The sequence below is a fragment of the Stappia sp. ABD4_338 genome, from assembly GCF_056312175.1.
Map to the genome: position 1 here is coordinate 1854817 of NZ_CM149982.1, position 13896 is coordinate 1868712.

A 13896-nucleotide genomic window follows, 5' to 3' on the forward strand; every position below is an offset into this window, starting at 1 on the left:
CGCTCAGAACCCGTAGGCGCTTGCCAGGTCAGGGTCCCGGGCCGCGACGAGGCGTGCCAGATCGACGATGACGCTGGCCTGTTTCCAGGTCGCGTCGTCCTGCATCTTGCCGTCGATCATCACGGCCCCCGAGCCGTCCGGCATCGCCTCGAGAATGCGGCGGGCGAAGGCAACCTCGTCAGGGTCCGGACTGAACACCTTCTTGGCGATGGCGATCTGCGAGGGATGAAGCGACCAGGCGCCCGCGCATCCCATCAGGAAGGCGTTGCGGAACTGGCTCTCGCAGGCGGCCGCGTCGGAGAAATCGCCGAAGGGGCCATAGAAGGCCTTGATGCCGGCGGCCATGCAGGCGTCGACCATCTTGGCGATCGTGTAGTGCCACAGGTCCTGCTGAACCGACAGGCGCGGTGCGGCGGCTTCGGCCGCATCGGGCAGCACCGCGTAGTCGGGATGACCGCCACCGACACGGGTCGTCTTCATGCCCCTGGAGGCGGCGAGATCGGCCGGGCCGAGACTCATGCCATGCATCCTGGGGCTGGCGGTGGCAATGGCCTCGACGTTCTTCACGCCCTCCGCCGTTTCGAGAATCGCGTGAATGAGAATGGGTTTCGTCACGCCGGCCCGGGCCTCGAGCTGGGCCAGAAGCTGGTCGGCATAGTGAATGTCCCAGGGGCCCTCGACCTTGGGCAGCATCACCACGTCGAGCTTGTCGCCGACCTCCTGGACGATCTCGACAAGATCGTCGAGAAGCCAGGGGCTGTTCAGGCAGTTTACCCGGGTCCACAGGCCCGTCTGGCCAAAGTCATTGGCCTTCGCCATCTCGATGAAGCCGTGCCGCGCCGCAACCTTCTGGTCGGCGGGAATGGCGTCCTCGAGGTTGCCCAGCACGACATCCACCGTGCCGATCAGATCGGGAACCTTGGCGCGCATCTTCTCCAGATGCGGCGGCACGAAATGGATCATCCGCTCGAGGCGGGTAGGGAGCTCACGCAGCGGCGCAGGCGCACCGATGGCAAGCGGCTGATAGAATGCGCGTGGTGTCTTCACCCGATCCTCCCGAAATGTTGCAGTGCATATAAGCGCGAGCCGGGGGCAGGTAGCAAGCCGCCTTTGGTCGGTGGCCGGGCGGTGTGATGCGCTGCCGCATCACACCCATTTGCGCATGATCCACATCCACTGGTCGGGTGCGGCGCGGATCCATTGTTCGAACAGGCCGTGGTAGGCCTGTGTCAGGGCGAGGGCGTCGGCCTTGCGGTCGCCCGTGCGCGGCACATCGACGATCACGGCGGAGATGCGGAACCGATCGTCGGGCAGGCGCAACACACGCGCGGCGACCAGCGGCACGCCGGCCGCGCAGGCGACCATGGCCGGATAGGTGGTGGCGTAGGCGTCATGGCCGAAGAAGGGGATGATCGCGCCGCGCGGATCGCGCAGGTCGGCGAGCATGGCGACGCGCCCGCCCCGGCGCACCTTCGACAGCACCCGGCGCGCCGTCTCATGCCCCTTCGGCAGCAGTCCGCCGGGATAAAGGGGCGCGCGCAGCGAGCGCAAAAGAGTGTCGGAACGGGCGTTGCTCAGCGCCTTGTAGACCCCGATGGGAGACCAGCCGAGTTCCAGGGCTCCGAGCGTGGTCACTTCCCAGTTGCCCGCGTGCATGGACACGACGACCGCACCACCGTCGCCGACAAGATCGCCCACCTCGGACACATCGAACTCGAAACGGGACGGGTCATGCGTCACGCGGTCGAGCTGCAGCGTTTCGGCCGCGACCCGCCCGAGATTTTCCCACATCCGGCGGGCCAGTGTGTCGCGTTCCGCCTCTCCCATCTCGGGAAAGGCACGGGCCAGATTGTCCATGGCGCGCCGGTGACGCTTGTTCATCGGGCCGAAGAAGCGCCATGCCCGCCCCATGGCACGCACCATGGCCCGCTCGGGGATCACCCGAACCAGCGCGAAGCAGGCGCGCAACATCAGCCATTCCGCGGCGTGGCGGACCGTCAGGCCAAAGGAGCGGAGGCGGGCCGCGAGGGGGCGGCCGGATTGCGCCGTCATGATGGCAGTCGCATCCCCGGGGCGGTGGCGTTGATGAAAGCGGGCCGGCACCAGGGCGCCGGATGGCGTTGACCGGTTCCCGCGAACCGGCTAGGCCTGCGGTGCTTACCGAAGCGAAGGGGGCTTGGCAACAGGTCCGGGGAGGGACCGTGTCCGCGCGCATGGCGGAGACGGAACGGGGCAGGCATTGGGGCCGGAACGGTCCCGGAGATCGCGATGGAAAATGTCATTTCACTGGCGTTGCCGTTCTTCGGCCTCATCTTTCTCGGGGTCGCCGCCGGCAAGTTCAAGAAGCTGCCGCCCGAAGGCCTCGCCTGGATGCAGTTCTTCGTCATCTACATCGCGCTGCCGGCGCTTTTTTTTCGCCTGCTCGCCAGGACGCCGGTGGAGGAACTCACCAACATCGGCTACGTGGCCGGCACCACCTTCGCGACCTATTGCGCCTTCGCGATCGCCTTTTGCATCGGCGTCATCGCGTCGAACGGCAACATCCCCGAGGCGACCATCCAGGCGCTGATCGGCTCCTATTCCAACATCGGCTACATGGGGCCGGGCCTGACGCTGGCCGTTCTCGGGCCGGCGGCCGCCGTGCCCACGGCGCTGGTGTTCTGTTTCGACAACATATTGCTGTTCACGCTGGCGCCGCTGATGATGGCCGTCGCCGGAACGGACAACGAGCCGCCGATGAAGACGGCGCTCACCGTGCTGAAACGAATCTTCACGCATCCGTTCATTCTGGCGACAATCGCCGGCGTTCTGGCGGCGGCAGTGCAGTTCCGCCCACCGCAGGCCCTGGACACGCTGCTGACGTTTCTTTCAAACGCCGCCGCGCCATGCGCGCTCTTCGCCATGGGCGTCACGGTGGTTCAGCGGCCGCTCGGGCGCGTTCCGCTGGAGCTTCCGGCGGTGCTCATCGTCAAGCTGGTGGTGCATCCGCTCATCGTGCTGCTGCTGCTCAACTGGATCGGCGGATTCGATCCGTCCTGGGTGGCGACGGCGGTGCTGATGGCCTGCCTGCCGCCGGCGGCCAACGTCTTTGTCATCGCCCAGCAGTATGACGTCTATTCCCAGCGGGCCTCGAGCGCGATCCTGATCGGCACCATCGCCTCGACCGTCACGGTCTCGCTCTTCATCTATTTCATCACCGAAGGCTACCTGCCCATCGGCTAGGGTGTGGCGCGAAACCGCTACCGCCCGAGCGTCACGCCACGCATGAGCCTGGGGCGCGCGAGCACGGGCGCGATGCCCTCGCGCATCAGCATCCGCCGCAAGGGCGCGACCCGGGAGGCGAGGTAGAGCCCGATGCTCCTGAGCGCCTGGACCGGCAGCATGTCGGTCAGCAGCGAGCGGTTGAGAAGGTCGACGGCCGTGGTCCGCGAGGTGATGTCGGCGCGGCGCTGGCGCTCGTAGCGGCCAAGAACCTCGTCGGAGCCGATGTCCTCGCCACGGTCGCGGGCGGACACGACGATCTCGACGAGAGCCGCCACGTCGCGCAAGCCAAGGTTCAGTCCCTGTGCGCCGATCGGCGGAAACACATGCGCGGCCTCGCCGACGAGTGCCGCGCGCCGCGCCCCCATTCGCGTCGCCGTCAGGCCACCGAGCGGATAGACCTGCCGCGCCCCGTCGATGCGCATCTTGCCGTAGACGGACCGCGCCCGGCGCTCAAGCTCCAGCGCCAGCGTGTCGTCATCCATCGCGGCCAGTTCCTGCGCGACCTCTGGCCGTTCGACGCAGACGAGCGAGGAACCGCGTCCCGAAAGGGGCACAAGGGTGAAGGGGCCGGTGGGCGTGTGGAACTCGGTCGAGTGGAAGCGGTGCGGCAGATCATGGTCCAGATTGACGATGAGAGCGGCCTGCGGATAGCGCCAGGTCTTCGTGTCGATCCCGACCGCGTCGCGCACCGGAGAGTTTCGGCCATCGGCGCCAACGACGAGCCGCACGCAAACATGCTCGCCGGTCTCCAGGTCGAGTCGCGTGCAATCGGCACCGGCCTCCAGCCCCTCGAACCGGGCGTGAATGCGGGTCAGCCCTCCGGTCCCGGAGGCTGCTTCGCCAAGGATCCGGTTCAGGTCACGGTTGCGGATGTTGTAGCCGAAGGCCTCGAGCTTGAGCTCGGAGGCATCGAAGACCGTTTCCGGCGCGCGGAAAAGCCGTTCGGTTCCGTCGATGATGCGCATGTGCGCCAGCGGCGCGGCATGGGGCAGAATGCGCTCCCACAGGTCGAGCGACTTCAGCATCTCCACCGAGGAATCGAGCAGGGCCGTGGTGCGGTCATCCTCCGCCGTCACGTCCGGCGCGATGAGGACCGTGGACAGTCCCGAGCGGGCGAGGGCGATCGCCATGGCAAGGCCGGAGGGGCCCGCGCCGACCACCGCGACGTCATGAACGGACGTCTCTGTTCCGGCTGCACGCGCGTCGGATGTGCTGGTCATGTCGTTGCCCGCCTGTCGGTTTTCCGCTCTCCGGGGTGTGAACCCCTATGTTGCGCAACAAGATGGCGGAGCGGGGCCGTTTTGCAAGTCCCCTCGGGCGCCTGGCCCCGTGCATATGGTCGCATCCGCAAGAAACCCGATCGGTCGCGACGCATCCTCCTGCTATGATCGCTCACGGAGGACGGCTGGCCGGACGGGCCGGCGCGTGCGAGGATCGGGACGGGCCGCATCATCATGAGCGAATTGAACGGGAACATGACGGGCGAACGCATCAGGCACGATCCGGCGCCGGGAGAAGCCGGGGCACGCGCCGCGCGCGGGCTCGCCCGCAATCCGCGCCTCGCGGTCTTTGGTGCCATCGCCATCGCGGCCGCCGCCGGCTGGGCCTATCTCGCCGGCATGGTCGCCGCCATGGTGCCGGTCATGGACATGACCGAACTCGGCCCCGGCATGGCCTTCTTCAACTCCTTCAATATCTTCGACGGGCTGCCGCCGGACATGCGCGCGGCGCTGGCGGCACTGTGCCTGCCCGAGGGGGCGACGACCTTCGGAATGCCGGCCTCCACCACATACACGCTTTCCGATGCCGGCCTCGTGTTCCTGATGTGGGTGATGATGGCGCTGGCCATGATGCTGCCGAGTGCCGCCCCGATGATCGCCCGCTTTGCCGAACATCCACACCCGATGAAGTCAGGCAGCGCACGCGCCGTTCCAACGCTTGTTCTGGCGCTCGGCTATCTCACCCTTTGGGTTGCCTACGCGGTGGTTGCAACGGTGGCGCAGGGCGGCCTGACCGCCTTTCGCCTGATGACCCCGATGATGGCGCCGGCAACGCTGGTGCTCGCCGGGACGACGCTGGTCGCGGCCGGCATCTACCAGTTCACGCCGGCGAAACTCGCCTGTCTGGCACGCTGCCAGCGGCCCGTTCTCTTTCCTCTCGACCAGCGCTACGCGAACCTTGGCGAGGTCTACCGTCTCGGCCTGGTGCAGGGCATGTTGTGCCTCGGGTGCTGCTGGGCGCTGATGACCGTCATGTTCGCCGTCGGTGTCATGAACGTGCTCTGGATCGCGGTCCTGGGTCTGCTCATGGGAATAGAGAAGACCGTCTTCCGCTTCTGGATCCCGCGCGCCATAGGCGTGTTCCTGATTGCGTGGGGACTGGCCCTGCTGGCGCTTTCGGATGCGGGACGCGCACTGCTTGCGGGCTGAGCTTCCCTTGCGATATTCTGACCTTCGCATGCAATGTCGTGTTGCAGTCCGCCTTGGTTGCGGGCATACGGTGCGTTCGTTTCGATTTCCACCTGCAGCCCGTCCCGCCGGACGGGGCCAACCAGGGCTCAGCCTGTGACAAAGGGCAAATCGGCGGATCTTGAATCCGCAATCGCCATGCCGCTGAAAAGCGCCCATCCGCTCTTCCTGATCCATGTGCTGACGGCGCTTGGCGCTCCGATTGCGCTTCTGGCATTGCTTGCCGGCGCGCAGGGCGACTGGGCCATGCTCTTCGTCTGGCTCGGCATCGCGCTGGTGGTGGACGGCATCGACGGCCCCCTGGCGCGGCGCTACGACATCGCGCGGCGGATGCCGCAGTGGTCGGGTGCCTCGCTCGATTTCGTCATCGACTACGCGACCTACGTCTTCCTGCCGGCCTTCGCGCTTGCCGGCAGCGACATGCTGTCCACCCCCTGGAACTGGATCTGCGGCGGCCTCGTCGTTTTCACCGGCGCGCTCTATTTCGCCGACAACGGCATGAAGCAGCCGGACGGCTCGTTCAAGGGCTTCCCGGCCGGCTGGAACATGGTCGTCTTCGGGCTGATGGTGCTGTCCTCCTCGCAGGTCTTCACCGTGCTGTTCGTGATCGCGCTCTGCGCGCTGACCTTCGCGCCGGTCCGCTTCGTGCATCCGGTGCGCGTGGCCCGCTGGCGGGTGCTGACCCTTGCCGTCACGCTGGTGTGGTTCGTTGCCGCCGGCCTTGCCATTGCCAACGGGCTGTCCGCCGAAGGCATCGTGAAATGGCTTCTGGCCGGATCCAGCATCTACCTGCTTCTCGTTTCGGCGGTCCAGCAGGGCCTCGAGGCGATTTCCCGACGCTGACCACCGCAACCGGAACGGACGCGACGCGATGCTCGAGCTTCTTCAGGAACCGGCCGCATGGGCAAGCCTGCTCACGCTGACGGTCATGGAGATCGTGCTCGGCATCGACAACGTGATCTTCATCTCGGTGCTGGTCAGCCGTCTCGACGCGGCAAGTGCCAAACGCGCCCGCCAGATCGGCCTGGCGCTGGCGCTTGTGTTCCGCATCGCGCTCCTGTCGATCCTCACCGTCCTGATCGGTCTCACGGCGCCGGTGTTCTCGCTGTTCGGCGAGGCGTTCTCCTGGCGGGACCTTATCCTGCTCGCCGGCGGGCTTTTCCTGCTGGTGAAGGGCACGCACGAAATCCACAAGGGCATCGAGGGCGGTCATGAAGAGGAAGGCGGCAAGGCAAGCACCGCCTTTGCCGGCGTGATCGTTCAGATCATCCTCATCGACCTCGTGTTTTCCGTCGATTCCATCGTGACGGCCATCGGCATGGCCCAGCACATCGAGGTCATGGTGGCCGCCGTCATCATCTCGATGATCGCCATGTATCTCGCCTCGGGACCGATTGCCGGTTTCGTGCAGCGCCATCCCACGACCAAGATGCTTGCGCTGGCGTTCCTGCTGCTCATCGGCGTGGCGCTGATCGCGGACGGTATCGGCTTCCATATCCCGCGCGGCTACATCTATTTCGCCATGGCATTTTCCGCCGGCGTCGAGGTCATCAACATCCTCGCCGCCGCACGGCGCAAGCGCCTGAAAGGTTGAGCTTTCCCGCGCGCGGGACTTGCCCGTATTCCTGCCGCGCTCCATGATCGTTCCCGACACGACACGTAAAAACGTCAGGGAGAGACGTCATGGTCAAGGCTATCAGGGTGCATGAGACCGGCGGACCGGAGGTCATGCGCCTGGAGGATGTCGAGGCGGGAACGCCCGGCGCGGACGAAGCGCTGATCCGCCATACGGCGATCGGTCTGAACTACATCGACACCTACTTTCGCTCGGGTCTCTATCCGGCACCGGCGGGACTGCCCTTCACGCCCGGGAACGAGGGCGCGGGCGAGGTGCTGGCTGTGGGCGAGGGCGTGACCCACATCGCGGTCGGCGACCGGGTCGCCTATGCGGGACCGCTCGGCTCCTATGCCGAGGAGCGGGTGATTGCCGCCGACCGGCTGGTGAAGATCCCCGAGGGCGTCGATGACCGCACGGCCGCCGCGATGATGCTCAAGGGAATGACCGCGCGCTATCTGCTGCGCGAGACCTATCGCATCACCGACAAGACCGTGCTGCTGTTCCACGCGGCCGCCGGCGGCGTCGGCCTCATCGCAGGCCAATGGGCGGCGAGCCTTGGCGCCACCGTCATCGGCACCGTGGGATCGGAGGAGAAGGCCCGGCTCGCGAAGGAAAACGGCTACACCCATGTGATCAACTACCGGACGGAGAATTTCGTCGAGCGGGTGCGCGAGATCACTGGCGGCAAGCTTTGCGATGTCGTCTACGATTCGGTCGGCAAGGACACCTATCCGGGATCCCTCGACTGCCTGCGGCCGCTTGGCACCTGGGTGTCCTTCGGCCAGTCCTCCGGCCCGATCACGGACTTCAATCTCGCCATGCTCTCGGCCAAGGGCTCGCTTTTCGCAACGCGTCCGACACTCTTCACCTATGTGGCGGCGCGCGAGGCGCTCGAGGAAACGGCAAACGATCTCTTCGATGTCGTGGCCCGTGGCGTGGTGAAGATCGCCGTGAACCAGGAGTATGCCCTTTCCGATTCGGTCCAGGCCCACAAGGACCTGGAGGGACGCAAGACGACCGGCGGCACGGTCCTGATCCCGTGACGGGACTGCACGCGGAGCGGATCGCCGGGAGTTTTCCCGCCGCTCCGCGACGCGCGAGCGCCAAGTCGTGGATTCTGCTCTGGTCGCGGGCCGGCGCTTGCTGCACACTTTGACGTCGTGCCGCGTTCGCGGTCAGTCCGCCAGGTGAGTCGGGTGACATCCGGGCGCACGGCACGAGCGGGAAACACGCGGGACGACAGGAAAAGGCTCGGCAGGTCGCTTCATGGGCAAGCTCACGACACATGTTCTCGACACCGCACGCGGGGTTCCGGCGGCCGGGCTCGCGCTCTCCCTCCATCTGGTGGAGCGGGACGGCGAGGGCGAGCGACTGGTGCCGGTGAAGTGCGCAACGACCAATGCGGACGGACGGGTCGACGGACCGCTTCTCGAGGGGGACGCGTTTCGCGCGGGCACCTACGAACTGCGGTTTCACGTGGGCGACTATCTGCGCGCCACGGGTGCGGAGCTCCCGGATCCGCCGTTCTTGGATCTCGTGCCGCTGCGCTTCGGCATCGCTGATCCTTCCGCGCACTACCACGTGCCGCTTCTGGTTTCTCCCTACGGCTATTCCACCTATCGCGGGAGCTGAGCCATGCGCCGCACCCTTCGTTTCCTGCATCGTGGACGTATCGTCGAGCTTCAGGACGTGGGGCCGACGGAGACGGTTCTCGACTATTTGCGCCTGCGCGCCGGGCTGACCGGCACGAAGGAGGGGTGCGGCGAGGGAGACTGCGGCGCCTGTACCGTCGCACTCGGGCGGCTGTCCGGCGGGCGGGTCGTCTACAAGGCGGTCAACTCCTGCATTCTCTTCCTGGGACAGCTCGACGGCGCCGAACTCGTCACGGTCGACGACCTGGCCGGCGACGAACGCCTGCACCCGGTCCAGCAGGCGCTGGTGGAGCATCACGGATCCCAGTGCGGCTTCTGCACTCCGGGCTTCGTCATGAGCCTCTTCACGCTCTACCACGCGGAAGGTCTTGCCCCCTCGCGCAAGACCGTGACCGACTGGCTGGCGGGCAACCTGTGCCGCTGCACCGGATATCGTCCGATCGTAGATGCGGCAATGGAGTCCTGCTTCGGCGCGATCGACGATGCCTTTTCGGCGCGCGCGCGGGAAACGGAGGCGATCCTGCGCGACCTTGATGACGGCAAGGGACTGGCGCTCGGCGAGGCGGAGCGCTTCTTCGCGGCACCGGCAAGCGTCGATGCGCTTGCAACGCTGTGCGCGGATCATCCCGACGCGACCATCGTCGCCGGCGCGACCGACGTCGGTCTCTGGGTCACAAAGCAGCTTCGCGACCTGCCCAAGATCATCTGGACGGGCGGCGTGGCGGATTTCGAGGCCGTGGACGAAACGCCGGCCGGCGTTCTCATGGGCGCCCGCGCGACCTTCGCCGACACGCATGCCGCGATGGCCCGCATCGACCCGGATCTTGGCGAGCTGTGGCGCCGGATCGGCTCGCGGCAGGTGCGCAACTCCGGCACGGTCTGCGGCAACATCGCCAACGGATCGCCCATCGGCGACAGCCCGCCGGCGCTCATCGCGCTCGGGGCGACGCTGGAACTGCGCCTGGGCGAAGAGGCGCGCACCCTGCCTCTGGAATCCTTTTTCATCGACTACGGCAAACAGGACCGCCAGCCCGGCGAGATCGTGACCGGGCTCTATGTTCCGCGTCTCGATCCGAACCAGGTGTTTCGCGCCTTCAAGGTATCCAAGCGTTTCGACCAGGACATTTCCTCGGTGCTGTGCGCCGTGCGCCTGACCCTTGCCGACGACCGGATCGTCGAGGCACGGGTTGCCTTCGGCGGCATGGCGGCAACGCCCAAGCGGGCGGCGAAGACGGAGATCGCACTGCTCGGGGCACGGCCGGATGCGCCCGGCACCTGGGCCGCGGCCCTGCGGGCGCTGGCCGACGATTTCGCGCCGCTGTCGGACATGCGGGCCAGCGCCGACTATCGGCGTGAGGTGGCACGCGCCTTGCTTGCCAAGGCCCTGGTGGAAATGGGCGGAACTCCGGACGAGCGCACGCGGCTTACGGGCACGCGCGCCAGCGGCGGCGGAATTCCGGACAGGGGGACGAGCGATGCAGCCTGAAGGGCTCACGCGGGGCGAGACACGCGAGGCGGCGGAAACGCCGGCTTCCGGCGAGGGCCGCGTCGCGGCCAATGCCCCCACCCACACCGTGGGAGAGGCGGTCGCCCACGACAGCGCCGCCGGCCATGTCTCGGGCCGCGCCACCTATGTCGACGACATTCTCGAACCCGCCGGCACGCTGCATGTGGCGCCGGGCTGGGCACGTGATGCAACACGCGCCACGCTCGTCGGGCTCGATCTCGAGGCGGTACGCTCCGCGCCCGGCGTCGTCGCGGTCCTGACGGCGGAGGACGTTCCCGGCGCCAACGATGTCTCCCCGGCGCTTGGCGACGAACCGATGTTCGCCGACGAGGAGATCGTTTTCTGGGGCCAGCCGCTCTTCGCGGTGGTCGCCACGAGCCGGGATGCGGCGCGGCGCGCGGCGCGGCTCGCATCGATCGAGACGGATCCGCTCGCGCCCGTGCTGACCATCGACGATGCGCTCGGCGTGAACGACACGGTGCTGCCCGACTACCAGTTCCGCAAGGGATCGCCGGAAACGGGGCTGGCCACGGCGCGCGAGCGGTTCTCGGGCCGGATGGAAATCGGCGGACAGGAGCACTTCTATCTGGAAGGCCAGGTGTCGCTTGCCGTGCCGGGCGAGGGCCCCGAAATCACGGTCCACACCTCGTCGCAGCATCCCAGCGAGACCCAGCACGTGATTGCCCGGGTGCTCGGCGTTCCGGATGCGGCGGTGACCGTGGAGGTGCGGCGCATGGGCGGCGGCTTCGGCGGCAAGGAGAGCCAGGCCAACCACTGGGCGGCCATCGCCGCGCTTGCCACGAGGATCACGGGCCGTCCGTGCAAGCTGCGGCTCGACCGCGACGACGATTTCATCATGACCGGCAAGCGCCACGACATGCGCGCCGAATGGACGCTGGGGCATGACCCGGACGGGCTGATCCGGGCCGTCGACATGCGCTTCTTCGCACGCTGCGGCTATTCGGCGGACCTGTCGCTCGGGGTTGTCGACCGGACCATGTTCCACGCCGATTCCAGCTATTTCTACCCCGATGCGATGATCCATTCGCGCCGGCTGCGCACCAACTCCTGCTCCAACACGGCGTTTCGCGGTTTCGGCGGTCCCCAGGGGATGCTGGCGGCGGAACGGATGATGGACCAGCTCGCGATCCGGCTTGGCCTGGACCCTCTCGACGTGCGCAAGCGCAACCTCTACCGCGAGGGGCGCGACGTGACGCCCTACGGCATGAAGGTGGAGGAACACGGCGTCCTGCATGAGATCCTGGAGACGCTGGAGCACACGTCCGACTACCGGGCGCGCCGCGCGTGGATCGCGGATTTCAACCGGGAAAACCACATCCAGAAGAAGGGCCTGGCGCTGACGCCGGTCAAGTTCGGCATTTCCTTCACGCTCAAGCACCTGAACCAGGCCGGCGCGCTGGTGCATCTCTACACGGACGGTTCGGTGCAGCTCAATCACGGCGGCACCGAGATGGGGCAGGGGCTGTTCCGCAAGGTGTCGCAGGTGGTCGCCGATGTCCTCGGCCTGACGCTCGACCGGGTGCGGGTGACGGCGACCAACACCGGCAAGGTGCCCAACACCGGCCCGACGGCGGCGTCGTCCGGCACCGACCTCAACGGCATGGCGGCGCGCATCGCGGCGGAGAAGATCCGCGACCGGCTGGTGACTTTTACCGCCGAGCGGTTCGACGTCGATCCGGCGTTGGTTACCTTCTCCGACAATCTGGTGCATTTCGGCTCCGAGGCCGTTCCCATCGGTCGCCTTGCACGGGAGGCGCATCTCGCGCGTCTGCCGCTGTCCGCGACGGGCTTCTACGCCACGCCGACCATCACCTGGGACCGCCCGAGCGCGTCCGGGCGCCCGTTCCACTATTTCGCCTATGGCGCGGCCTGCTCCGAGGTCACCATCGACACGATGACCGGCGAGATGCGGGTCGACCGGGTGGATGTCCTGCATGACGTCGGCAATTCGCTCAATCCGGCTCTGGACATCGGCCAGATCGAGGGCGGTTTCGTGCAGGGCATGGGATGGCTTACCACTGAGGAGCTGTTCTGGGACGAGAGCGGCCGGCTTCGCACCCACGCGCCGTCCACCTACAAGATCCCCACCGCGTCGGATGTTCCGGAGGACTTTCGCGTCGACCTCTACGCCTCGCGCGGCAATCCGTCGCCGACGGTCGGGCGGTCGAAGGCGGTGGGCGAACCGCCGCTGATGCTGGCGATCTCCGTTTTCTCCGCGCTTCACGACGCGATTGCCGGCCTTGCGCCGGGCCATCTGCCGCAGCTCGACGCGCCGGCAACGCCGGAGGCGATCCTGGCGGCGGTGACGTCGATGAAGAAGGCGCGTCGCGCATGAGCCCGGCACAGGTCGCCAATCCCCTGGCCCGGCTTGCGGGACTTGTCGCCACGCGCGGGCGTGCCGCCATGGTGTCCGTTCTCTCGCTCGAGGGATCCGGCCCACGCGAGGCCGGCGCAAGGCTTCTGGTCGATCCCGACGGCGGCTTTATCGGTACCATCGGTGGCGGGGCGCTCGAACACGAGGCGATCCGCCTCGCGGTCGCGGAACTGGCGCGCGACGATGGCGACAGGGTCGTTCTGCATTCGCGCGCGCTCGGCCCGGAACTTGGCCAATGCTGTGGCGGCAGGGTGCGACTGGTCATGGAATGCGTGACCCGCGCGCGTCTGGAGGAGATCGCAGCACTTGGCGAGCTTTGCGGCGACGGGCGGCTTGTCACGCGCATGGCGATCGACGCGGACGGACGCCCGGGACCGCGTGTCGCGGTCTCCGCAGACGAGGTCCACGACGGGCCTTCGCCGCCGGGTCTCGAGGGCGGCGTTCTGACCGAGAGCTTCGGCGAGTTGCGCGATCCCCTGACGATCTTCGGCGCGGGACATGTCGGTCGCGCGCTGGTCCTTGCGCTCGCTCCGCTGCCGTTTCGCATTTCTCTTGTCGACAACCGCCGGGAAATGCTTGCGATCCGATTGCCCGGGAATGCCGTTCCGCATTACCTGCAAGATCCGTCCGCCGCGCTTCCGGCCTGTCCGCAAGGATCCGAAATATTGGTCATGACCCATGATCATGCCCTGGATTTCGCCATCGCCGATGCCGCGCTCCGCCTGCCGGCCGGGCTCGAGGTGGGGATGATCGGAAGCGACACCAAGGCGGCACGGATGCACGCCAGGCTGAGGGGCGCCGGACACGGGGAAGCAGCGCTGGCGCGGTTCCGCTGCCCCATCGGCATCGCCGGCGTTGCAAGCAAGGTGCCGGCCGCGATCGCGACATCCGTCGCGGCGGAGCTTCTGGTGCGCCGGGAGGCGCGCCTGGCGAGCACGCAGCCGGTTCAAAGGTTGCGCACGGCCTGAGCGGGGAAGGGCGACACGGTATGG

The 13896-nt window shown here is 67.3% G+C and carries 12 protein-coding genes; 9 read left to right on the forward strand and 3 right to left on the reverse strand.

The features are described 5' to 3' along the window. Positions 1-3: 3 nt before the first annotated feature. Positions 4-1047, reverse strand: coding sequence for an HpcH/HpaI aldolase/citrate lyase family protein (locus ACYX4S_RS08590; protein ID WP_476362584.1), 1044 nt, complete (start codon positions 1045-1047; stop codon positions 4-6). A gap of 99 nt (positions 1048-1146) precedes the next feature. Then, entirely contained in the window at positions 1147-2052 is a 906-nt protein-coding gene (locus ACYX4S_RS08595; RefSeq protein WP_476362585.1) for a lysophospholipid acyltransferase family protein, read from the reverse strand. A gap of 216 nt (positions 2053-2268) precedes the next feature. Between ACYX4S_RS08595 and ACYX4S_RS08600 the strand changes: the two genes are divergently transcribed. Next, positions 2269-3222, forward strand: a complete 954-nt coding sequence (locus tag ACYX4S_RS08600) for an AEC family transporter (protein WP_476362586.1) — start codon at positions 2269-2271, stop codon at positions 3220-3222. Positions 3223-3239: 17 nt separating this feature from the next. Here the strand turns inward: ACYX4S_RS08600 and ACYX4S_RS08605 are convergent, their stop codons facing one another. Then, a complete protein-coding gene (locus tag ACYX4S_RS08605) occupies positions 3240-4484 on the reverse strand; it encodes a UbiH/UbiF family hydroxylase (RefSeq protein ID WP_476362587.1) in 1245 nt (414 codons plus the stop codon). A 234-nt stretch (positions 4485-4718) separates the two neighbouring features. On the opposite strand from ACYX4S_RS08605, the gene ACYX4S_RS08610 reads away from it, so the two are divergent. From ACYX4S_RS08610 to xdhC, 8 genes are all read left to right on the forward strand, one after another. Then, complete coding sequence (locus ACYX4S_RS08610) at positions 4719-5693, forward strand: DUF2182 domain-containing protein (protein ID WP_476362588.1); 975 nt, start codon at positions 4719-4721, stop codon at positions 5691-5693. Between the two features lie 177 nt (positions 5694-5870). Further along, complete coding sequence (locus tag ACYX4S_RS08615) at positions 5871-6575, forward strand: CDP-alcohol phosphatidyltransferase family protein (RefSeq protein WP_422068761.1); 705 nt, start codon at positions 5871-5873, stop codon at positions 6573-6575. Between the two features lie 28 nt (positions 6576-6603). Then, complete coding sequence (locus ACYX4S_RS08620) at positions 6604-7326, forward strand: TerC family protein (RefSeq protein WP_476362589.1); 723 nt, start codon at positions 6604-6606, stop codon at positions 7324-7326. Between the two features lie 89 nt (positions 7327-7415). After that, positions 7416-8393, forward strand: a complete 978-nt coding sequence (locus ACYX4S_RS08625; RefSeq protein ID WP_476362590.1) for a quinone oxidoreductase family protein — start codon at positions 7416-7418, stop codon at positions 8391-8393. Positions 8394-8616: 223 nt separating this feature from the next. After that, positions 8617-8982 (forward strand): hydroxyisourate hydrolase, encoded by a 366-nt coding sequence (gene uraH / locus ACYX4S_RS08630; protein ID WP_476362591.1) that lies wholly within the window; start codon positions 8617-8619, stop codon positions 8980-8982. 3 nt (positions 8983-8985) lie between these two features. Then, the gene (gene xdhA / locus ACYX4S_RS08635) at positions 8986-10488 is read left to right on the forward strand and encodes a xanthine dehydrogenase small subunit (RefSeq protein ID WP_476362592.1); all 1503 of its coding nucleotides are present in this window, start codon (positions 8986-8988) and stop codon (positions 10486-10488) included. Then, a complete protein-coding gene (xdhB, locus tag ACYX4S_RS08640) occupies positions 10478-12865 on the forward strand; it encodes a xanthine dehydrogenase molybdopterin binding subunit (RefSeq protein WP_476362593.1) in 2388 nt (795 codons plus the stop codon). The genes xdhA and xdhB overlap by 11 nt, the downstream gene beginning before the upstream one ends. Further along, the gene (gene xdhC, locus ACYX4S_RS08645; RefSeq protein ID WP_476362594.1) at positions 12862-13872 is read left to right on the forward strand and encodes a xanthine dehydrogenase accessory protein XdhC; all 1011 of its coding nucleotides are present in this window, start codon (positions 12862-12864) and stop codon (positions 13870-13872) included. The genes xdhB and xdhC overlap by 4 nt, the downstream gene beginning before the upstream one ends. Positions 13873-13896: the final 24 nt, after the last annotated feature.